15 protein-coding genes are annotated in these 21417 nt (G+C 51.3%); 8 read left to right on the top strand and 7 right to left on the bottom strand.

The genetic code is table 11. The annotated features are described in order from the left end of the window. Positions 1 to 3: 3 nt before the first annotated feature. The 7 genes from C3D30_RS02695 to C3D30_RS02725 all read right to left on the bottom strand — a co-directional run bounded on the left by C3D30_RS02695 (position 4) and on the right by C3D30_RS02725 (position 8295). The gene (locus C3D30_RS02695) at positions 4 to 2031 is read right to left on the bottom strand and encodes a capsule polysaccharide biogenesis protein (protein ID WP_105286429.1); all 2028 of its coding nucleotides are present in this window, start codon (positions 2029 to 2031) and stop codon (positions 4 to 6) included. Further along, positions 2028 to 2768 (bottom strand): 3-deoxy-manno-octulosonate cytidylyltransferase, encoded by a 741-nt coding sequence (kdsB, locus tag C3D30_RS02700; RefSeq protein WP_105286430.1) that lies wholly within the window; start codon positions 2766 to 2768, stop codon positions 2028 to 2030. The genes C3D30_RS02695 and kdsB overlap by 4 nt, the downstream gene beginning before the upstream one ends. A 9-nt stretch (positions 2769 to 2777) precedes the next feature. Next, the gene (locus C3D30_RS02705) at positions 2778 to 4454 is read right to left on the bottom strand and encodes a polysaccharide biosynthesis/export family protein (RefSeq protein ID WP_010348153.1); all 1677 of its coding nucleotides are present in this window, start codon (positions 4452 to 4454) and stop codon (positions 2778 to 2780) included. Between the two features lie 23 nt (positions 4455 to 4477). After that, positions 4478 to 5626, bottom strand: a complete 1149-nt coding sequence (locus C3D30_RS02710) for a capsule polysaccharide export inner-membrane protein kpsE (RefSeq protein ID WP_000905918.1) — start codon at positions 5624 to 5626, stop codon at positions 4478 to 4480. A 71-nt stretch (positions 5627 to 5697) separates the two neighbouring features. Next, the gene (locus tag C3D30_RS02715; protein WP_001298261.1) at positions 5698 to 6681 is read right to left on the bottom strand and encodes a KpsF/GutQ family sugar-phosphate isomerase; all 984 of its coding nucleotides are present in this window, start codon (positions 6679 to 6681) and stop codon (positions 5698 to 5700) included. 808 nt (positions 6682 to 7489) lie between these two features. Then, positions 7490 to 7825: a lysozyme inhibitor LprI family protein gene (locus C3D30_RS02720; RefSeq protein ID WP_000789901.1), complete on the bottom strand. Its 336-nt coding sequence runs from the start codon at positions 7823 to 7825 to the stop codon at positions 7490 to 7492. Next, positions 7822 to 8295: a hypothetical protein gene (locus C3D30_RS02725; RefSeq protein WP_000008714.1), complete on the bottom strand. Its 474-nt coding sequence runs from the start codon at positions 8293 to 8295 to the stop codon at positions 7822 to 7824. Before C3D30_RS02725 ends, C3D30_RS02720 begins: the two co-directional genes overlap by 4 nt. 593 nt (positions 8296 to 8888) lie before the next feature. On the opposite strand from C3D30_RS02725, the gene tssB reads away from it, so the two are divergent. From tssB to C3D30_RS02765, 8 genes are all read left to right on the top strand, one after another. Continuing rightward, a complete protein-coding gene (gene tssB, locus C3D30_RS02730) occupies positions 8889 to 9386 on the top strand; it encodes a type VI secretion system contractile sheath small subunit (protein WP_001283990.1) in 498 nt (165 codons plus the stop codon). A 33-nt stretch (positions 9387 to 9419) separates the two neighbouring features. Next, the gene (gene tssC, locus C3D30_RS02735; RefSeq protein WP_024191167.1) at positions 9420 to 10967 is read left to right on the top strand and encodes a type VI secretion system contractile sheath large subunit; all 1548 of its coding nucleotides are present in this window, start codon (positions 9420 to 9422) and stop codon (positions 10965 to 10967) included. Positions 10968 to 10985: 18 nt separating this feature from the next. Then, positions 10986 to 12323 carry a type VI secretion system baseplate subunit TssK gene (tssK, locus tag C3D30_RS02740; RefSeq protein ID WP_000689244.1) on the top strand — a complete coding sequence of 446 codons (1338 nt, stop codon included), beginning with the start codon at positions 10986 to 10988 and terminating at the stop codon, positions 12321 to 12323. Beyond that, positions 12320 to 12973: a type VI secretion system protein TssL, short form gene (gene tssL / locus C3D30_RS02745; RefSeq protein ID WP_021551379.1), complete on the top strand. Its 654-nt coding sequence runs from the start codon at positions 12320 to 12322 to the stop codon at positions 12971 to 12973. Before tssK ends, tssL begins: the two co-directional genes overlap by 4 nt. A gap of 3 nt (positions 12974 to 12976) precedes the next feature. Continuing rightward, positions 12977 to 14713 (top strand): OmpA family protein, encoded by a 1737-nt coding sequence (locus C3D30_RS02750; protein WP_176242698.1) that lies wholly within the window; start codon positions 12977 to 12979, stop codon positions 14711 to 14713. A gap of 4 nt (positions 14714 to 14717) precedes the next feature. Beyond that, complete coding sequence (gene hcp / locus C3D30_RS02755; protein ID WP_001007319.1) at positions 14718 to 15209, top strand: type VI secretion system effector Hcp; 492 nt, start codon at positions 14718 to 14720, stop codon at positions 15207 to 15209. A gap of 177 nt (positions 15210 to 15386) precedes the next feature. Then, positions 15387 to 18002 carry a type VI secretion system ATPase TssH gene (gene tssH, locus C3D30_RS02760; RefSeq protein ID WP_105286431.1) on the top strand — a complete coding sequence of 872 codons (2616 nt, stop codon included), beginning with the start codon at positions 15387 to 15389 and terminating at the stop codon, positions 18000 to 18002. A gap of 236 nt (positions 18003 to 18238) precedes the next feature. After that, entirely contained in the window at positions 18239 to 21106 is a 2868-nt protein-coding gene (locus C3D30_RS02765) for a type VI secretion system Vgr family protein (protein ID WP_238145705.1), read from the top strand. Positions 21107 to 21417: the final 311 nt, after the last annotated feature.

Consider the following 21417-nt stretch of genomic DNA (forward strand, 5'->3'; position numbering starts at 1 on the left):
TGTTTAGCCAAATCTGACTTTGCAGAACATAATTAATTTGCGGTAATAGCGTATTACTCGCCCCGCTTTTTTTCTGGTAATAAACATCGGCTTGCGCGGCGTCTGGATCAAAAATTCCGCCGCCTCTTCAACCGTAATAGGTTGTAGCCGTGTTGGGTGGATATAGGTTGGATAAACAATCAGCGCCTGATATAGCAGATCCGCTAACGTTAATTTTCGCTCGCGACGCGGGCAGCGATGTTCATCGACGGTTAAACCCCAACCGGCATAGAAGGGCAGGCCGTAACAATGTACGTGCTTGCCATGTAATAACGCTTCAAACCCCGACAACGACGTCATGGTATGCACTTCATCTGCGCGTTGGATGCATTGAATAATATCTGCGTCCAGTGCCTGATAATCAGCAAGTTCAGCAGTCAGTTCTGCCGGAATATCGCCCTTGCGATTCCCCACCAGTACATCCGGGTGCGGTTTATAAATAATGTAGGCGTGCGGATTATGCTCGCGTACTGTGCGTAATAACTCAAGATTGCTCTTAATCGAGACAGTGCCTGTTTTAATAGAGGCATCGTCCTCTACCTGACCCGGCACCAGGATAACTGTTTTACCTTTGGCTTCGGCTGGTAGAGAGAAATCGGCTCCCAGGTTGTACTTACTCAGTTTGCTTTCAACCAGTCGCTGGCGTAATTTTTCCGCTCGCATCTTCTGCGCCAGCGTTAGCTGGCTATGATTCAGCAGCACTTCCAGATCGCTGGGGCGTGTGGCGTCATAGTAAATACCGCGTTTATCCAGCACCAGCGATAGCGGTGGCAGCAGGTCAGAGCCAAGTCCGGATGAACGCAGAAAACCATCTTCCATTCGCCATAATGGCAGTGATTTTCGCTGCGCTTCGGCTCGCCATTGCTGTTCTCCCTTTACACCCCATACCACGCAGGCGCTCGCCGCAGTACAGCGACGTGAAAAACTCAGCCGGTTTGTTGCCGTTCGCAAGAAAGGTTTCAGGATCGCCGACTTCCACAGGGTTAAGCCTGGCGCCCATAAATTGCCATTACGCTGTTGCAGATGTCGACGTTGTAATTGCAGCCATTGCAGCACGGTAAACAGATCGCTTACTGCTCCCGTTTGCGGATCGATATAGCAACAGTAACGCAGGTATGCAGCGGCAAACAGTTCTTCCAGCGTGGCAGAACCGCGTCGGGCAGATAACAAAGCGGACTGCGGATGACGATCGTCCGTTAACCCCCAGCCTGCATACCAGGGCTGACCGAAGCATGTCACCGGTTTTCCTGCCAGCAAGGCTTCAAAGCCGTACTGGGAGGTCACGACGTAAACCCTGGAAACGTGTCGCAACAGCGACTGCGGACTGACATTCTCCGCAATCAAACGTACTCGTTGCGTGGCGCGCAGATCGGCGAAATAACCTGTTTTCTTTCCTTCTAGTACATCTGGGTGCACCTTCACCCAGATTGTCGCTTGAGGATTTTCCGCCATCGCGGCTTCCAGCATGGCGGCGAACTCATTCTGACCCGCATTACCATACGTCACTGACATATCATTAAATGTCTGATCGACAACCAGAACGATGTCTGAATGTTTTGACTCATCAGCCACAAACGCAGGCGCCAGATTATATTTCGACAAATCTTCGGTCACGATGGTGTGCATCGCTTCTCTGGCCTGATCTGCCAATGCTGCATTTCCGGCTTTATCCTGTACCAGTTTCTCCAGCGCCGAAGGCTTGCTGGCATCGTAGTAAATGCCGCAATCATCCACCACCAGAGAAAGCGGCGGCGCACCATTGACGCCAAGATCCAGTGAACGCACAAATCCATCTTCCAGACGGATGACCGGTTTTCCCGCTGCTTTGGCGATGGCGACTGGTTTCGCCGCGCTGGGGCGATGTCCCCACACGGCGATAGCATCAACTTCTTGCGGAACAGGGCGCAGCAGAGAAAGTTTCTGGCACGGTTGCGCCAGAAATTTCTCCAGATGTGGAATACGCCAGATGCCGGACGAGAAAATGCCAATCATGCGTTTTCAGCCAGTTCCTGTGCCATCAGGGCGCGCACTTTTTCAAGACATGCAGGGGTGTCAACGCCCGGACCGGTTGCGGCAACCTCAAACGTTCGAATGTTGATTCCCGCGTTCATTAACCGTAGCTGCTCCAGTGATTCCGCCTGCTCCGGCATGGACTCCGGTAACTGGCTGTAGTTTTTCAGCACATCGCGACGATAAGCGTAAATACCGACGTGTTTCAGATAGCGCGCTTTTTCAGCATTACGCGGATACGGAATCGGCGAACGGCTGAAATAAAGTGCATCATGGCGGGTATTCACCACCACTTTTACTGTGCTGGGCTCCGTCGCTTCTTCGGCAGAAATCGCGTGGCATAGCGTTGCCATCGGCAACGCGGGATCGTCACGCATTCCTTGCAGCAGCGTTTCTACATCCTGCGGGCGAATCATGGGTTCGTCGCCCTGCAGGTTAATGTAGATATCTGCCTCGACTTTATGCATCACTTCGACCAGCCGATCGGTGCCGGATTCATGATCGGTACGCGTCATGATGGCTTTCCCGCCAAACGCCTGCACGGCCTGTTCAACACGCTGATCGTCAGTTGCCACCCAAACTTCTGCGACGCCCGCCACCTGTAACGCACGCTCGTAAACATGCTGGATCATCGGTTTACCAACAATATCGAGTAGCGGCTTACCCGGCAGGCGTGATGAGCCATAACGAGCCGGAATGACAATAACTGCTTTGCTCATTTCAACTCCTTACAACGACAGAATCACTTTTGCACCCACCGCCAGCTGATAGAGGATGGTGGAAATACCACGGGTAACTTCAATGTTTTTCGATTCATATTTCGGCAGAACCATAATCTCATCGCCCGGCTTGAGTGAATCCACATCTTCCGCGTTGACGGCTGCACCATTCTGACGAATGACGATAATTCTGGCGTTACCCGATTTCTGCGTCAGGCCACCGCATTTCTCGATGTAATCCTCGGTGGTCATTCCCTTCTGCCAGCTCACCGCGTTCGGGAAAAGTACCTCGCCATGAACCATAACCAGCGATGTTTTCTCCGGAATATTGATGACGTCGCCATCTTCCAGCAGAACAGAATCAATATTGGATTCGTTGAGGATCACTTCACCTTTCGGAACCACGGTGCGAGCTTTCGCCACGAAGCGGCTGATCAGTTGCGCTTCCTGCATTCGCAGGCTGGCTTCTTCTTTGGTGGAGGACTGGGCAGAAAGTGACGCTTCCTCCAGCTTTTGCAGCGAGAGATTCAGCATCTCTTTCTGACGCTGGGCCACTGATGGGCGATAAAGCTGAACCGCGTTCATCTGCGACATGCTGTTCGGGCGGACTTTTTCCAGAACCGCACGCATGGTGGAACCATAAGGCAGCACCATGGCGTGTTCACCGGAGTGCGCGCCTTCAACCCGCACCTGAATGGTGCCGGCATAGCGGTCAGTGCTCACAATTAATGTATCGCCGTTCTGCAACATACGGCCTGGCGCAGAACTGATCGGATAGTATTCGCTACGTTTTTGCAGCCCCTGTTTACGCATAATCGTAATGTGCGTCGCACCAGGTTTAGGGCGCGCCCAGCTCAATGCTTCCGTTACGGGAATGCTGCTTTCGCGGAACTCAAAGTCGTAGCTGTTAAAGACATCGCCCTGAACGCTGAACGTATGTTGACGAGGCCCAACGATGATAGTGTCACCATCGGCGAACTGCGAAAGCCCCAGTTTACCGTTCAGCAGGAAGTCATACAGGTTGACGTTAGAGCGCACGCGGTTGCCGCGCTTGACCACAATATCAACGTAGCTCCCGCGCTCTGGATCAACGCCGCCAGCCTTGATCAGATAATTGAGTAACGAATCAGACGTCACGCCGCCGTACAGACCGGGATTACGCACAAAGCCGGTCACGTACACTTTTACTGGCTGCGCCTGTAATAAGGAGGCGTAGACGTTGACGTTGGACTGGTACACTTCCTTTACTTTTGATGTAACCAGAGTGTTCAACTGGCTATTGCTAACCCCGGCAACTTTCACTGGGCCAACGTTTGGCAGAAAAATATTGCCTTTAGGATCAATCTGTAATGCACCATCAAAGGTGAACGCACCCCATAAACGAACCTGAATGCTATCGCCCGGATTCAGAATATAGTCAGGGTTGAATCCCACTGTCGCACCGCTATCCGCGCTGGTGCCGTTGAAAAGTTGGGCACCAAACATACGGCTCATCACCACCGGCGGCGCTGGCGGTGGGGTATTGTCGAAGCCGCTCATGTTTTGCGTATCCGACTTCTGTCCGCTCAGAATACCGGGGAGTGGCGCTGCTCCTGTCAGGTTTGGGTCAGCGTTAATATCAATGGCCGCGCTGGCCTGCGCCGCGTGACAGGCGGCAATCAGTAAAATTGATTTAAATAATTTCATCACAAACTCATTCAGCGACAGCGTTAATCTCGGTGATCTTCAATAACAGCCAGCAACAGTTTCAGGGTGCCGAACAGCAGGCAGCACACCAGTAACCAACAGGCGATCAAATAAGGGATGTTTGGAAAAGACGATTCCTGCGGCAACTGTGGCGAACTGATCACAGACAGCACCTTGAGCTTACGAGCCGCTTCTACACGGGTCTTTTCAATGGAGGTCAGGGTCAGTTTGTACAGCTCGCTGTTGAACTCTACTTTTGATTTGATTTCTTCAAAATCCACTGCCATGCGGTTTAATTTGTCACCTTGTGGCGCCGTGATTTTGCTTTTTTCTTCGTCGATTTGTGCCTGCAATGACTGAATCGCATTACGCGCACTTACCACTTGTGGTGCATCTTCACGCAGATATGTCAGTAAGTTACGCAGGTCTGCTTCCATCTGGATCTTCTGACCCATCAGCGTATTGACTAACGTGCTCGCGGCCTCCGCCTGGGCTTGTGGATCCAGGACGTTGTTGCTGTCCTGATAAGAGAGCAGTTCCGCTTTGCTGGCATCCAGACGCTGGCGTGCTTTTTCCATCTCGCTTTCTGCAAAGGCAAGCTGGTCACGCGCAATGCGATGCGACATCTCATTGATAAAGCGTTCTGACTCTTTCAACACGGTCTGGTTAAATTTAAGCGCAAACTCCGGGCTAAAGCCCTGCGTCTGAATATTCAGCAATCCGGTCTTATCGTCATACGAAACGTTGATACGATCCTTGTAGTACTTGAGGAAGCCTTCTGCGGTTTCATCCTTGCTAAGATGATTAAGAAAATCGAGCCCGCTGTGGCTAAACGCTTCACGAAAATTCAGTTGCTTATCCAGCGCCGCCAGCATATCCGGTGAGTTGATGTACTCTTTCAGATACAACGCATCTTCAGCGGAACTGGGGTTAGAGGCACCCAGAAGCAGACCAAAATTCAGGCTGCCGCTGTTTAAATCATCTGAGCGTTTAATGGCGACTTTCGACTCGCTCATATAGCGAGGCTGGCTGAAGATAGCCAGATAGATCAGCAGCACCGCCATCGGTGCCAGAATGATGATTTTCGCCAGGTGTTTTTGGATATCTGCCAGTGAGATGGCAGACAGACGAGCACGCATCCAGGATACGGCAGACTTCACTTTTATCAACATGTAACGATTATCAAAGTTTCAGTGGGGCGCAAACTCAATGAGAGACTAACCTCTCGCACCCCGTTGCTTAATTAGTCGAAAATGCGCACAAGGCCAGTGACTTTATTTGCCTTGTTGGTCACCAATAACGTTGAGACGCGGTGCTTTTGCATTTTTTCTTCCGCTTCAATGATCATGGTGTCTTCCGGTAGCGTCAGCGGTTCACGCGTCATCATCTGAGCCGCCGTGGCGGATGTCAGAGAATCCTCTTTTTCCATAAAGCGACGCAGGTCACCGTCGGTGATAATGCCCGCCAGCCCGCCTTCTGCGTCTTCTACCATCACCATTCCCTGGCATCCGCTGGTGATACGTTGAATCACGGTTTTAAATGACGCATCCAGTTGCACCGCAGGAACATCATGCTGCATGACATCCGCAACGCGGGTCAGCAGGCGACGACCTAATGAACCACCCGGGTGATAACGTGCAAAATCATTTGGCATAAATTTGCGCTGATGGATCATGGCAATAGCCAGCGCATCGCCGATCGCCATGGTCAGCGTGGTGGACGTTGTTGGTGCAAGATTATTCGGGCAGGTTTCATTCGCCATGTGGAGTTCCAGCACGGCATCAGCATTTTTTGCCAGCGTGGAATTTCCATTATTGGTAATGGCGATAATTCGGTTGCCGAAATTTTTCAGTGAAGGAACCAGCTTGAGGATTTCATCCGTTTCGCCGCTGGCGGAAATAAGGATCAGGAGATCGTAGGGCGTAATCATACCCAGATCGCCATGGAATGCTTCTGCCGGATGAATAAAGAAACTCGGTGTACCGGTAGAGGCCAGCGTCGCTGACATTTTACGACCAACATGCCCTGATTTACCCATTCCCGAAAGAATAACGTGCCCTTTACAGTTCATTATCAAATTAAGGACACGCTGGTACTGCCCGGAATCCAGTTGTTTAGACAAGTTTTGTAATGCTGCGCCTTGTTCTGCCAGGGTCTGGCGAACAGAGGTAATTAAATATGGATCGATAGTACTGCTCTGGTCATCAGGTAAATGTCTTTCAGACATATCAGCTCCTTTGCACGGAAATAATGCCACAGTCACAACAAACCCGAACCCACAATAAATTATTGATATTAAATCAATGGGTTATAACGAAATATTTTTATGAATATAAAACCATGGTCAGCCCATGCGCTTATGCAGGGCTTATCACCTTCTTATTAAGTCGCAATGTCTCATGGGAGTGCGAAGATGCTGCAATATTACAGGCGAGAAGGGGGAACCAAATTTTGCCCACCTATTTAACACACCCCTACATTATGAACAAGGAATTTAGGATTTTTATCATTTATTAAAATGTTTCGCGCTTAACTATTAAGTTAAAAAACAATTTAGTAATTGATTGTTTCTTTGTAAAAAAAGAACGTATGGCACTGTTATCAATGAATAAAACACGTCAGCAATGGCGATGATGTTTTGTGATTAACTATTTAAACCGGACATAATAAACAGATTGACAATTTCCCTGTAAAGCAGAAGAAAATAATAAAATTTTAGCGGTGACTATTAAATGACATGATAGTTATGGCATTGATTATTTCTGGTGATGGATGCGGAATTAAGCCAGGCAGGATTGAATTTTGGCTATATCTATTTTTCAGGAGATTATTATTAAATAAAAAATAACGATGGTGATTATCATTGATTGAGCTGGAGCCGCATATGCCAGCGAGTACTTCCGTCCGGAGCCTTCCTTAACTTCAGAGAAAGAGCCGATGGAAGAACAATCATCAGGCTCTTTTTGAGTTATACGTGCCGGTAAGGAGATGCCTTGTATGAAGGCGTTTCCGACAACCAGCAGTCCAGTTTAGATTCAGAGTGGTTTATTAATCGCGTCATAAAGATGGTTCAACGTTTTCAGGCGCTGCTTGTATGCTTTTGTCAGGCAGGTGGTATCGCCACCACACTGGCGACGTTCAGCCAGCCATAGTACCTGTGAGTCATGCAGTTCCCCGGCGGCTCCCATCGCGTAAAGCCCATGAAGAAATTGATACTTAACGCTCATCTCCACATCCAAATCGTTCAGGCTATGTGATGAACAAATTGCTTTTTCATCCGCACTGCGGGACTGGCGGCAGTCAAAACTGGCTGCCGTGGCGGAGAAAGCAGGGAGAGTGATGATGAGAAATGCGGTAAGAATATTTTTCACTGGCCGATCTCCCCGGAACGAATAACGGGCCCCGGAGCCATGGTCAGGGTTTTATTTCTCAACAGCCTGAATCCCATCGCCTCTCCGGTTTTCACTGACAGTTCACAGGCGAAGTGAAAAGTCGTCCAGTTAATCCCTCTACGGTACTGGCCATTACCTGTCAGCAATGCAGGTGAGACCAGACGCTGCATATTATGTTTTCCCTGATCGAAAATAACCTTATCTACGTCGGTGTACCGCTTCTGTAGCTCTTTCAGAGCGAGTGGTCGGCAAATAAATTCGGCCACACGTTGAGCTTCTGTCCAGTTGGTATAGACAAAATTATGGTCATCTTTCCCTTTTACCTCGTGATTAATGACGTTATTCAGATGTTCTACCTGGGCAGGGTTCAACGTGACGTTCGCTGCAAATGCAAATCCGGTATACATACAGGATATTGCGGTAATTATAACCAAACGTTTAAAACTCATAAATACTCCGTTACGCATAAGTTTCTACATTTACTGTGCAATGACAATGTAAGATCCAGGAATAATTAACATGCTGCGCTGCATCAATTTTTTATGGTTAATCAGGTCATTCGGGTGTAGGCCTGAATATGCTGTAATGCAAATTTCAGCTTGCCTAAAATAAAATCTCTTTTCCAATATTGAGACCTGTGGATACGGGTATGACCTGATTGCCGGACAAGAATTTAATGTCAGAACACGGCGAATACTTATGAATTACTTAGGCAACATGGGCATAACTATCAGATAACAGTATCTGTGGCATAGGCGCGGGTAAGTCAGTGTTTTGCGCTATATATGGCCTGTCCATTAACAGATGCTGTGGTAAATAAAAAACAAAATAACATAATAAAAATATAATTAGGAATATTTATAAAGACGTTTTTAATCAATTGATATGGCTGCGATTATTTTTATTGTCAGGCAATTTTCCCATTATTTTTTATTCTCAATATGTTGATCTGCATTGCTTTTTTCATTTCCACATTGCCTTAGCATCGAGTTAATGAAGTATTGTGATTAATTTGACTTTAATTGAATTACGAGAGGGAACTATGAGTGACAGCTTCCAGCGGGAGATACCGAAGGCCCGTATTAATCTGAAATTAGATCTGCACACCGGGGGAGCAAGTAAGAAAACAGAATTACCCCTGAAGTTACTGGTTGCGGGTGATTTTAGTAATGGTCAGGAATCCGCGCCATTATCTGAACGTAAAAAAGTTAATCTTAACAAAAATAATTTTGATGCGGTTCTTTCTGAATATTCCCCAAAAGTAAATCTTATCGTTAATAACACACTTGCTGATGACGGTAGTGAAGACAGCATCAGGTTGACATTCCAGAGCATAAAGGATTTCTCCCCGGAACAGGTCTCCCGACAAATACCACAGCTAAAAGCCATGCTTTCCATGCGTAATTTACTTCGTGATTTAAAAGCGAACCTTCTGGATAACCAGACTTTCCGTAAAGAACTGGAAAACATTTTGCTGGACCCGGCATTAAGTGCAGAACTCAGAGCAGAACTATCAGCTCTGGCACCTAAACAGCCGTAACGGTCACGATGATTTAACGGATTAATAAGGAAAATGTTGATGTCTGTAAAAAATGAGAATGCTGCTGGTGGCGAGAGTGTGGTGCTTGAACGTCCTGCTGCTGCTGGAGTTTATGCTTCCCTGTTTGAAAAAATTAATCTCAGTCCGGTCTCTGAGCTGAGTTCTCTGGATATCTGGCAGGACGCACAGGCGATGTCGGATGCCACTGCGGATGAACGTTTAACGGCCGGGATGCAGGTATTCCTGGAGTGTCTGACAAAATCGGGATCGAAAGTCGAAAAGCTCGACAAAAATCTGATTGACCACCATATCGCTGAACTGGATTTCCAGATCAGCCGTCAGCTTGATGCCGTTATGCATCATGAGGACTTTCAGGCGGTAGAAAGTCTGTGGCGCGGTGTGAAATCGCTGGTCGATAAAACCGATTTCCGCCAGAACGTGAAAATTGAACTGCTGGATATATCTAAAGAAGACCTGCGTCAGGACTTTGAAGATAGCCCGGAAATTATCCAGAGTGGTTTGTACAAACATACCTACATTGATGAGTACGACACGCCGGGAGGCGAGCCGATTGCCGCGCTGATTTCCGCTTATGAGTTTGATGCATCTGCGCAAGACGTGGCGCTGATGCGTAATTTATCAAAAGTGTCCGCAGCGGCTCATATGCCATTTATCGGTTCTGCAGGTCCGAAATTTTTCCTGAAAGAGTCAATGGAAGACGTTGCGGCCATCAAAGATATCGGTAACTACTTTGACCGCGCCGAGTACATTAAATGGAAAAGTTTCAGGGATACGGACGATTCCCGTTATCTGGGGCTGGTTATGCCACGCGTGCTGGGTCGCCTGCCGTATGGCCCGGACACTGTACCGGTGCGTAGTTTTAATTATGTTGAAGAGGTGAAAGGCCCGGATCACGATAAATACCTGTGGACCAATGCCACCTTTGCTTTTGCGGCCAACATGGTGAAAAGCTTCATCAATAACGGTTGGTGTGTACAAATCCGTGGTCCACAGGCGGGTGGTGCGGTGCAGGATCTGCCAATTCACCTGTATGATCTTGGCACCGGCAACCAGGTAAAAATCCCCTCAGAGGTGATGATCCCGGAAACCCGCGAGTTCGAGTTCGCGAATCTTGGTTTCATTCCCCTGTCGTACTACAAAAACCGCGATTATGCGTGTTTCTTCTCGGCGAACTCCACGCAAAAACCCGCTCTCTACGATACTGCGGATGCTACTGCCAACAGCCGCATCAATGCGCGTCTGCCTTACATCTTCCTGCTGTCGCGCATCGCTCATTATCTGAAGCTGATTCAACGTGAAAACATTGGCACCACCAAGGATCGCCGGTTGCTGGAACTGGAGCTTAACACCTGGGTTCGTGGTCTTGTGACTGAAATGACCGACCCGGGCGATGAGTTGCAGGCATCTCACCCGCTGCGTGATGCGAAAGTTGTGGTGGAAGACATTGATGATAATCCGGGCTTCTTCCGCGTGAAACTCTACGCCGTACCGCACTTTCAGGTGGAAGGGATGGATATCAATCTCTCACTGGTTTCCCAGATGCCGAAAGCCAAGTCGTAAGGCGAGGGGAAATCAGGGATGAAAATTTTTCGCCCACTTTGGGAGGATGGGGCCGCGCTGGCCCCACAACAGTTCCAGCAGCAAGCTCGCTGGGACGAACATATTGCTGACACTGTTGCAGGAATGGGAATTTCCCATCCCTGGGGCGTGGTGAATGCTGAATTCGATACCGCAGCCCTTGTATTGTCACGCCTGAATGCTACCCGTCTGGTGGTACGTTTTCAGGACGGCACGATGGTTGATACTGACCTGGCGGATAATCTTCCACCGGTCTGTGATTTATCCGTCGCAAACGGCTCTGAGGTTGTTGAAGTCGTTGTGGCGCTGCCGTTGCTGAGTGCCAGTGGTGGCAATCTGGATAATGGTCAGGACAGTGAGCGCCCGCGTCGCTGGAAATCTGAACGCGTAGTGGTTCAGGAGCTTGCCGGGCATGAAAGTGGTGAACTGGCCATTTTGCGTAATGCCGTCACGCTTCGTTTATCTACGCAGGAAAATACCGCTTACCTGACCTGTCCGGTGGCTCGTCTGGCACGTAATGCGCAGGGACAGTGGAATCGTGATCCGTCTTTTATCCCACCGATGCTCTCGATTGCGGCAAGCCCTTTGCTTGTGGCTGAACTGAGCGATCTGTTGGTTCGTCTGCAGGCACGACGTAAGCGTCTGATGGCGATGCGTCGCGAAAGCAACGAGCGTCTGGCCGATTTTGCGGTGGCTGATGTTTCTCTGTTCTGGCTACTCAATGCCCTGAATAGCGCCGAGCCCGTGCTGACCGAACTGATGCAGACTCCGGGACGCCACCCGGAGTTGCTCTACCGTGAATTGACCCGCCTGGCAGGCAGCCTGCTGACGTTTTCACTGGAGCACGATGCCAGTGATATTCCTGTTTATCAGCATGATACGCCTGAACGAGTGTTCCCGCCGTTGCTGGCTCTGCTCGATAAATTGCTGGAAGCCAGTCTGCCCTCCCGGGTTATCAGTATTCAACTGGATCATGCCGATCAGTTCTGGAAAGGATCGCTGCATGATGCCCGCTTGCGTGAAGGGGCTGATTTCTATCTTTCCGTTCGCTCCTCCATGCCGAATCACGAACTGCAAGTGAAATTCCCGCAGCTTTGTAAGGCAGGCAGTCTCGATGACGTTTCAGATGTCGTGAACGTGGCGCTGAGTGGCATGGTTATAAAACCACTCAGCCATGTGCCTGCGGCGATCCCTCTGCGCCTTGAAAACCAATTCTTCTCTCTGGATCTGAGTACCGATGCGGCGCGGGCGATGCTGGAGGCGGGTAGCTGTACCTTTTACACCCCGTGCTCACTGGGGGAGGTGAAACTTGAACTGTTTGCGGTGTTACGCGCATGAATAATTCCAGTCTCAGTCAGATTGAACAGATTTTCTATCCAGGCTGGTTGATGGCCAGCCAGCTACGCGGCGGGCAAGAAGTTCGGGACGGGGAAGGGCTTTATCGTCGGGCCTGTCGTCTGGTTCAGGAAGCGCGCAAATCGCTTTCGGATGCGGGCTACAGTGATAGCAGCCAGGAGCACATGGTATACGCGCTGTGCGCCTTGCTGGATGAAAGCGTTCTCAATCGCGGCACTTCTGACGATGGTTATCTGGCCTGGCGCCGTGATCCGTTGCAGGCGCATTTCTTCGGTACTTTGAACGCAGGTGAGGTGTTATGGGAGCGTATCCGTAACCTGCTGAAAGAGTCCGCACCGGACATGGCCGTGCTGACCTGTATGTATCGTACTTTACAACTGGGATTTGTCGGACAGTACCGGGCGCAGAACGACGAACGTCGTGAAGACGTGGTGCGTGCGCTGGGGGAACGAGTGCCCGCTTTTACGCTTGCTCAGGATGCGCCGATTGTCGCCAGGGTATCCAGTCTGCGCAGCGGCCGCCGACTGTACTGGCTTTCCTGGATTATCGGGGCGGCAGTACTGGCTGCGCTGTGGTACTTCTTCTCTTCCTCACTCACCGAACTGGTGAGTCAGACGGTCAAGCCGGGGTAAAGGATGCGTGATGTTTACCGGAGTCTGTTAACCGTCCTGGCGGGCGTACTGGCACTGTGGCTTATCCTGGGATTCTGGTCACCGTCGGTCGGGAGCCGTGTGGCATTCAGCCTGCTGATTATTTTGGTCTGTGGGGGAATGCTCTGGCGTCAGTATCGGACATCACTGATACGGGCACCGGCGCTCAGGGATATTGTGGGTGAGTCTCTGCCACCGGAAGATTTTCAGGGGGCAGTCATTCTGGTGTGTGGCGATAACAGCGCATTATTTGCTGAGGGGACACGGCATCGTGAAACCCGTCAGGGCTGGTATCTGTGGGTAAAAGATGCAGAGCAGTTGCCATTGTTGGCTCAACACCTGAGTCAGATTCGTCCGGCTCTGGTGTCACAGATCTCGATATTGTTGGCTATCTTACCCGAACGCCACACCTCGGATGCGGAGTTAACCCAGAGTCTGCGTGGCTGGCAGCGTGCTGTTGCGCAATGCCATATCTCACTTGGTCAACTCCCGCCGCAGTGGATCGTTATCTGGCTGTCACCGCCAGTCGCTTGTGTTGATGCTGAGCCGGTCTGGTTTACCACTGTCAGCCAACGGGCAGGACTCCAGGTATATCAACCCGGTCAGGGGAATTTGTCACTGACCGACTGGGCTCAAGAAACAACTTCGGGTGAGTGGCTGTCCCGCCTGAGCCAGGTGCTATGGCTGGACAGTGGACTTGCCTGGCTGAATACCGCAGTTAACAGTCTGCTGTCGGAGCGTCAGGGAGAACTGCCAGCTCTGAAGTCCTGTATACAAGGGCTGTGCATGGCTCCCGTGAGCGGTCTCGCCGGGAACCTCTGGCAACAACACATTGCCTCTGTTACTGCGCTGCCGCCTGATACGGTGGAGAGCGGTGAGCTTTTGCCGTTGCCTGAACAGCTGCTGTCGGCGCTGCCGCGTCGTCGTGGCGTCAGTCGTCGGATGGTGTTCTGGCGCTATGCCGGGCTGCTGGGGGGCATTTTTCTTGCACTGGCGATGCTGGCCTCCTGGGTTAACAACCAGCGTCTGATCCGCAATGTCGGCGGCCATCTTGCCTTATACCACCGTCTCTCCGCCACCCCTCTCACGCCTAAACTCCAGGCACAGCAGCGTCTGCGCGCTGATGGCGCACTGCTGGAGGACTGGCAGCGACGCGGTGAACCTCTGCGTTATCGCCTCGGGTTATATCAGGGGTCGCGTCTGATACCTGCTGTTGAAGCCGCCGTGAATGACCTGCCGCTACCACCATCACTATCACCGTCACCGCAGACGGTTATCAAAAAAATCGTACAGGAGCCGAAGACTATCCGCCTTGACAGCATGTCGCTGTTCGATTCCGGCAAATCGGCGCTGAAAGCCGGGTCCACCAAAATGCTGATTAATTCGCTGGTGGGCGTCAAGGCAAGGCCTGGCTGGCTGATTGTGGTCGCCGGTCACACAGATAACACCGGCAACGCACAACGAAATCAGACGCTTTCTCAGAAACGTGCCGAAGCGGTGCGCGACTGGATGCATGACACCGGTGACGTGCCGGAAAGCTGTTTTGCGGTGCAGGGCTATGGTGCAAGTCGCCCGCTCGCAACCAATGACACCCCGGAAGGCCGTGCGCTAAACCGCCGTGTCGAAATCAGTCTGGTATCGCAGGCTAATGCCTGTCAGATACCGGGTCACACCCTGGCGTCATCGCAGGATGATGGCGCATCACAACATAATAGAGAGTAATTCCATGGCAATTCCTGTTTATCTTTGGCTGAAGGACGATGGCGGCGCGGACATCAAAGGGTCTGTGGACGTTCAGGATCGTGAAGGCAGCATCGAAGTGGTGGCTCAGGAACATAATCTGTACATCCCGACCGATAACAACACAGGCAAGCTGACCGGCACCCGAATCCACACACCGTTCCTGTTTACCAAGGAAATCGATTCCTCCAGCCCATACCTGTACAAGGCGGTGACCACCGGACAGACCCTCAAGTCTGCAGAATTCAAGTGGTACAAAATTAACGATGCGGGTCAGGAGGTCGAGTACTTCAACACCAAACTTGAGAACGTGAAAGTGGTGAAGGTGAACCCTGTAATGCACGACATCAAAGATCCTTCTTTCGAGAAGCACAACCACCTTGAGCAGATCGAACTGCGCTACGAAAAAATCACCTGGACCTACAAAGACGGCAACATCATTCATTCCGATTCATGGAACGAACGCGCGACCGCGTAAGTCACGAGCGGGCAGAGCTTCTCTGTCCGCTTTTTCGTTTTTGCTGAACGTCTGAAGTCAACGGGCTTTCAGCAAAGAACCCACAATCTGCCAGCCTGACCGTATGCGCTTTGGTCTCCTTCCTGGGAAACAGCGAGGGGCGGTAGCGTGTCCAGGAACCGACAAAGAGAGAAATTCATGGAAAATCCAGCCATCCTGCTGCGACGTTTGAACCCTTACTGTGCCCGTGCGATGGAAGGGGCGGCTTCGCTCTGCCAGACCCGTGCGCATACGGAAATTCTGCCGGAGCACTGGCTGCTGAAATTACTGGAGCAGGGCGAGGGCGATCTCACTGTGCTGGCTCGTCGCTACGAGTGGGACATGGACAGCCTCTGGCAGGATTTGCTTGGCTGGCTCGACAAACAACCGCGCTCAGTGCGCAGTCGTCCGCAGCTTTCAGAAAACATCCAGACGCTGATGCAAGAAGCCTGGCTGATTGCCTCACTGGCGGGTGAGGCGCAGATCCGAAGTCATCATCTGATGATGGCTCTGGTTGATAAACAGAACCTGGTGCGTTGCGATGGTCTGTGGCCGTTATTGACCCTGGGCCTGAGTCAGTTGGAACGCCTGCGCCCGTTACTGGATGCTCAGTCAGACGAGCGTCCTGAAATGCAACAGGAAGCGGAGCTGGCGTTTGTTGGAAATCCCGTTGTCGCGGAGATAAAAGAGGGAGAACTCAGCCCGGCACTGCAAAACGTGCTGGATAAGTTTACCCTAGACGTCACTGCTAAAGCCCGCGAAGGCAAAATCGACCCGGTGTTTGGGCGTGATACTGAAATTCGCCAGATGGTGGATATTCTTTCTCGCCGCCGAAAAAACAACCCGATTCTGGTCGGTGAGCCGGGTGTCGGTAAAACGGCACTGGTAGAAGGGCTGGCGCTCAGAATCGCTGAAGGCAATGTGCCGGAGTCGCTCAAACCTGTCGTGCTACGCACTCTTGATCTTGGTCTGCTGCAGGCAGGAGCGGGTGTGAAGGGGGAATTTGAACAGCGTCTGAAAAACGTGATTGATGCAGTGCAGCAGTCACCAGTACCAGTTTTGCTGTTTATCGATGAAGCGCACACCATCATCGGCGCGGGTAACCAGGCTGGTGGTGCGGATGCCGCCAACCTGTTGAAACCGGCACTGGCGCGTGGTGAATTACGAACCATCGCCGCTACAACCTGGTCTGAATACAAACAATTTTTCGAACGCGATGCCGCACTTGAGCGCCGCTTTCAGATGGTGAAAGTGGACGAGCCCGACGATGACACCGCCTGCCTGATGCTGCGTGGCCTGAAATCTCGCTACGCCGGACACCATAATGTGCATATCACCGACGATGCGGTTCGCGCTGCCGTTACGCTTTCCCGACGTTATCTCACCGGTCGCCAACTACCGGACAAAGCCGTTGACCTGCTCGACACCGCAAGCGCCCGTGTGCGCATGAGTCTCGACACCGTGCCTGAACAACTGATCCGTATCCGCTCCCGGATCACCGCTCTTGAAATGGAGAGGCAGGCACTACAGGAAGACATGGCTGTCGGTAGTCAAAACTACGGTGAACGCCTGACGGCAATAGAACAGGAAAAGAACACTTTCAGCGTTGAACTCAACGAACTGGAAACCCGGTACGGTCAGGAGCTGAAACTTACCGAACAACTGCTGGAAAGCCGTCAGGACATTTCCCGTCAGAGTAAAACGTACTCCCTGCAACAGGAGTTCAACGGTATGCAGCACAGCAACCCGTTACTTTCAGTCGATGTGGATGTGCGTACCGTTGCTACCGTGATTGCTGACTGGACGGGCGTCCCGCTGTCGTCGCTGATGAAAAACGAGCAGACCGAACTGCTGACGCTGGAAAACGAAATCGGCAAACGCGTAGTCGGGCAGAATGCGGCGCTTGAAGCCGTCTCCCGGCGCCTGCGTGCCGCGAAAACAGGCCTCACATCTGAGAATGGCCCACAGGGTGTGTTCCTGCTGGTTGGCCCAAGTGGTGTAGGGAAGACCGAAACGGCGCTGGCGCTGGCTGACGTCATGTACGGCGGTGAAAAATCACTGATTACTATCAACCTGTCCGAGTATCAGGAGCCGCACACCGTCTCCCAACTGAAAGGCTCTCCTCCAGGCTACGTCGGCTACGGGCAGGGGGGCATCCTCACCGAAGCGGTGCGCAAGCGCCCGTACAGCGTGGTGCTGCTCGATGAAGTCGAAAAAGCGCATCGTGACGTGATGAATCTGTTCTATCAGGTTTTTGATCGGGGCTTTATGCGCGATGGCGAAGGCCGTGAAATCGATTTTCGCAATACGGTCATTCTGATGACCTCAAACCTTGGCAGCGACTATGTGATGCAGTTGCTTGATGAACAGCCTGATGCCAGTGAAGGCGACCTGCACGAACTGCTGCGCCCGATCCTGCGCGAACACTTCCAGCCTGCGCTGCTTGCCCGCTTCCAGACAGTGATTTATCGCCCGCTAACGGAAGCGGCGATGCGTGCCATTGTGGCAATGAAACTCTTGCAGGTCAGCACGCGCTTGCATCGTCACTATGGCCTGACCACATATGTTGACGAGAGTCTGTATGACGCTTTGACCAGTGCCTGCCTGCTACCGGACACCGGTGCGCGCAATATCGACAACCTGCTCAACCAGCAAATTTTGCCGGTACTGAGTCAGCAACTGCTGGTTCATATGGCGGCGAAACAAAAGCCGGTTTCGCTGACGCTGGGCTGGAATGATGATGAAGGGATTGGACTGGAGTTTAAACCTGGCTAAAGGAGCTAAGTGATTATCCGATGGAACAGCAGGCACAGATTATTGCTGATAATTTTGTACTGCAAAAATTTGGGTATTTTGAAATGAGACTGTTGTTATTAAAGGTCATTATTAGTGCCGTTGGGCTGGAGCCATAATCACTCTTTTTCTTACCGACTGAATCCCTTATTTAATCCCGCAACCTGCCCGCCGGTAACAGCGTCATGGACAACGGGTTATCCCATGGAGTCAATATTATGAGTCTGACAGATACGCTGAATAACGCTCTGTCTGCATTAACTGAAGGCGGGCTGAACCGCTACCGTCTGGATATTCCGTCCTGTACCGCATCGCCGGATGTGGAGGCCTTCAGGGGTGAGGAGTGCATGAGCGGGCTGTATCATTACACCGTTCTGTTTACCAGCAGTGACCTGAACATCAGTGCATCGCAGTTACTGAGTAAACCGGCGACGCTGACCATGGGAACAGGGCCACTGACGGGGCTGAGCGGGCAGAAAGTGGTGCACGGGGTGATGACAGATTTCAGTCGTGTCAGCGGTTCACGTGACCAGGCGACGTACCGGATAATTATTGAGCCGTTTCTGTCCCTGCTGGGCAGGCAGTACCGCACCCACCGTTTTTTCGTCAATAAATCTGTACCGGAAGTGGTCACGGAAGTCCTGCAGGAGCATGGTCTCAGAGGCTGGGAGTATGAGTTCACTCTTAAAGCCGGTTATCCGAAGCGTGAGCAGATAAACCAGTACCGGGAAAGTGACCTGGCGTTTATTGAGCGCCTGCTGGCTGAAGCGGGGATATTTTATTTTTTCACCCTGCAGCCGGACACCCTGACGGAAGTGGTGCACTTTGCCGACAGGCAGAGCGCCTGGACTTTCGGTAAAACGCTGGCGCTCAGCAGTCCGTCGGGGATGAGTGACAATGGCGCGGATTCGGTGTGGGGGATTCACGTCCGGCATCATGTGGTGGCGCGTTCAGTGACGGCGGATGATTACAATCACCGTGAAGCGCAGAACATCCTGACGTCGGTGCCGGCGGACATGACCCGTGGCGACGGGGAAGGGAACACCTACGGCGATGTGTACCATTACCTGCCGCGTCATCTTGAACGGGGCGACAAAATCACCCCGGCGGCGGAAACCGGCAATTTCTGGGCGCGGCTTGAGCATGAACGCTTCCTGTCAGGACAGACAATGGTCAGCGGCAGCAGTAATGATGCCCGGCTTTCCCCGGCTCAGGTGCTGACCATCAGTGAACGGGCTGTTCCGCCGACCCTGCCGTCAGAAACGGACAACGGTATTGTGATTACCCGCACGGTCTACAGTGCGAGCCGTAAGGATGCCCTGACCGTGACATGGGAAGGGATGCCGTATTACGAAAACCGCTGCTGGCGTCCGGCAGCTAAAAAACGGCCGGTGGTGAGCGGGACAATGACGGCGCGGGTGACCAGCGCCAGGGACAACGATATCCACGCGTGGCAGGATGCGTCGGGGATGTACCGGGTGAAGTTCGATGCCGACCGTGACGACAAAGGTCAGGGCATGGAAAGTATGCCGGTGCGCTTTGCCAGACCGTACGGCGGGGATAAATACGGTTTTCACTTCCCGCTGATACAGGGGACGGAGGTTGCCATCGCGTTCCATGAAGGCGACCCGGACCGGCCGTATATCGCCCATGCGCTGCACGACTCCCGCCACGCAGACCCCGTCACCGAAGCCAACAACACGCGTAATGTAATCCGCACAGCTGGCCTGAACAAACTGCGGATGGAGGACAGGCGCGGTGAGGAGCATATCAAGCTCAGTACGGAGTACGGGGGAAAGACGCAGCTGAATCTGGGGCATAACGTGGATGCCTCCCGCGAACTGCGCGGGGAAGGGGCAGAGCTGCGCACAAATGACTGGGTCAGCGTTCGTGGTGGTAAGGGAGTTCTGCTTACTGCAGATGCTCAGCCTGACGTCGGCAGTAAAATGCTTGAAATGGACCGGGCTGTAGAACAACTGGAGCAGGCACTTACGCTGGCAAGAAGCCTTCAGTCAGCCGCGAAAGGGGCGAAGGCAACGGTATCTGATATCGACAGTCAAAAGACGCTTAACAGCTCACTGAAATATTTGAAAATGCCAGGAATGCTGGCTGTTGCACCGGCTGGAATAGGCATTCTAAGTCCTGAGACTGTCCGACTTGCTTCAGGTGGGGCAAGTATTGGCCTCATGTCAGGTAAAAACACCGATATTAGCGCCGGGCAATCATTCACTGTAGCGGCAAGCAAGTCTGTAAGTTTGTTTGCACAAGCAGCAGGAATGAAAATGTATGCTGGGGCAGGGAAGGTTGATATTCAGGCACAATCTGATGCCATGAATGTTTCAGCATTACAGGACATTACTCTCACCAGTGGTGAGGGAAGCGTGAAGGTGAATGCCAGCAAGGAACTGATTTTAAGTTGTGGTGGTGCTTATATAAAGCTCAGTGGTGGGAATATTGAACTGGGCTGTTCAGGGAATATTCTGCTGAAAGCGGCCAATGTTAATCAGACGGGAGCTGCGACACTTGATTCTCAACCTCTTACTTTCCCTAAGGGGTATAGCGGAACGTTTACTGTTACCGATCCTGAATCAGGGGATATCAAACCATTCACTAGTTATAGAGTAACCCCTCCAGATGGCGAGGTACTTGAAGGAATATCTGACTCGTCAGGGAAGACTGCACCGTTTTACTCATCGACACCAGGTAATGTAAAAATTGAGTTTCCACGTGAGATAAAAGATGAAGGTCCTGGGCATTGGGTTACTGTTGATCATGATTATTACGGGTTGAAGAATACTGCAATTATGGCAATCAACCGTTTAACTTCTATGGGAGATGAGGGCCGTATTTTTGGTTCTGAAGGGAAGGACTATATGAATACGAAAAGAGATAAAATCCAGGAATGGCAGCCTTTGCCATCTGATACTACAGCCGAGATAGAGCAGCAATCAGCAGTATATCGTTACGGAGAACAGAGAAAGGTAACGCAAACTTTTTTGGAAGGTGATGATGCCTGGGCTGTTACAGGTCAGTCGTGGCACTGGCAACCAACGACCGCTGATGATGTCTATGAGGGAATTAAATGAAACTTAGCTTAAAACAGAAACATATATTGTATTGTTGGGCGGTGTTTGATCTCTTTTTCATCGTCAGATTTATCTGGCTGAATATCTCTCAGGGACGAATTCCTTTAATTGATGATATATTGTCTTTTAGCCATATTTATCCTCAGCAAGGGGCGTATTCGCAAGTCCTTTTTTCTTTTTCGTTATTGCTTAATGTCTCGATTGTTTTTTCTGCTGTAATGTTCTTAAAAAAGTGGAAGTATGTGAATTGGGTTGTCTATATTCAAACACCATTCAGATTGTTCTTCATGATCCCTTCTATTTCGATATTA

The sequence above is a fragment of the Escherichia sp. MOD1-EC5433 genome, from assembly GCF_002966005.1.
Taxonomy (GTDB): domain Bacteria; phylum Pseudomonadota; class Gammaproteobacteria; order Enterobacterales; family Enterobacteriaceae; genus Escherichia; species Escherichia ruysiae.

What these genes read in the sequence shown, in the direction of transcription:
- C3D30_RS02695 (WP_105286429.1), bottom strand. Translation starts at nt 2,031, where the DNA reads ATGATTGGCATTTTCTCGTCCGGCATCTGGCGTATTCCACATCTGGAG.
- kdsB (WP_105286430.1), bottom strand. Translation starts at nt 2,768, where the DNA reads ATGAGCAAAGCAGTTATTGTCATTCCGGCTCGTTATGGCTCATCACGC.
- C3D30_RS02705 (WP_010348153.1), bottom strand. Translation starts at nt 4,454, where the DNA reads ATGAAATTATTTAAATCAATTTTACTGATTGCCGCCTGTCACGCGGCG.
- C3D30_RS02710 (WP_000905918.1), bottom strand. Translation starts at nt 5,626, where the DNA reads ATGTTGATAAAAGTGAAGTCTGCCGTATCCTGGATGCGTGCTCGTCTG.
- C3D30_RS02715 (WP_001298261.1), bottom strand. Translation starts at nt 6,681, where the DNA reads ATGTCTGAAAGACATTTACCTGATGACCAGAGCAGTACTATCGATCCA.
- C3D30_RS02725 (WP_000008714.1), bottom strand. Translation starts at nt 8,295, where the DNA reads ATGAGTTTTAAACGTTTGGTTATAATTACCGCAATATCCTGTATGTAT.
- tssB (WP_001283990.1), top strand. Translation starts at nt 8,889, where the DNA reads ATGAGTGACAGCTTCCAGCGGGAGATACCGAAGGCCCGTATTAATCTG.
- tssC (WP_024191167.1), top strand. Translation starts at nt 9,420, where the DNA reads ATGTTGATGTCTGTAAAAAATGAGAATGCTGCTGGTGGCGAGAGTGTG.
- tssK (WP_000689244.1), top strand. Translation starts at nt 10,986, where the DNA reads ATGAAAATTTTTCGCCCACTTTGGGAGGATGGGGCCGCGCTGGCCCCA.
- tssL (WP_021551379.1), top strand. Translation starts at nt 12,320, where the DNA reads ATGAATAATTCCAGTCTCAGTCAGATTGAACAGATTTTCTATCCAGGC.
- C3D30_RS02750 (WP_176242698.1), top strand. Translation starts at nt 12,977, where the DNA reads ATGCGTGATGTTTACCGGAGTCTGTTAACCGTCCTGGCGGGCGTACTG.
- hcp (WP_001007319.1), top strand. Translation starts at nt 14,718, where the DNA reads ATGGCAATTCCTGTTTATCTTTGGCTGAAGGACGATGGCGGCGCGGAC.
- tssH (WP_105286431.1), top strand. Translation starts at nt 15,387, where the DNA reads ATGGAAAATCCAGCCATCCTGCTGCGACGTTTGAACCCTTACTGTGCC.
- C3D30_RS02765 (WP_238145705.1), top strand. Translation starts at nt 18,239, where the DNA reads ATGAGTCTGACAGATACGCTGAATAACGCTCTGTCTGCATTAACTGAA.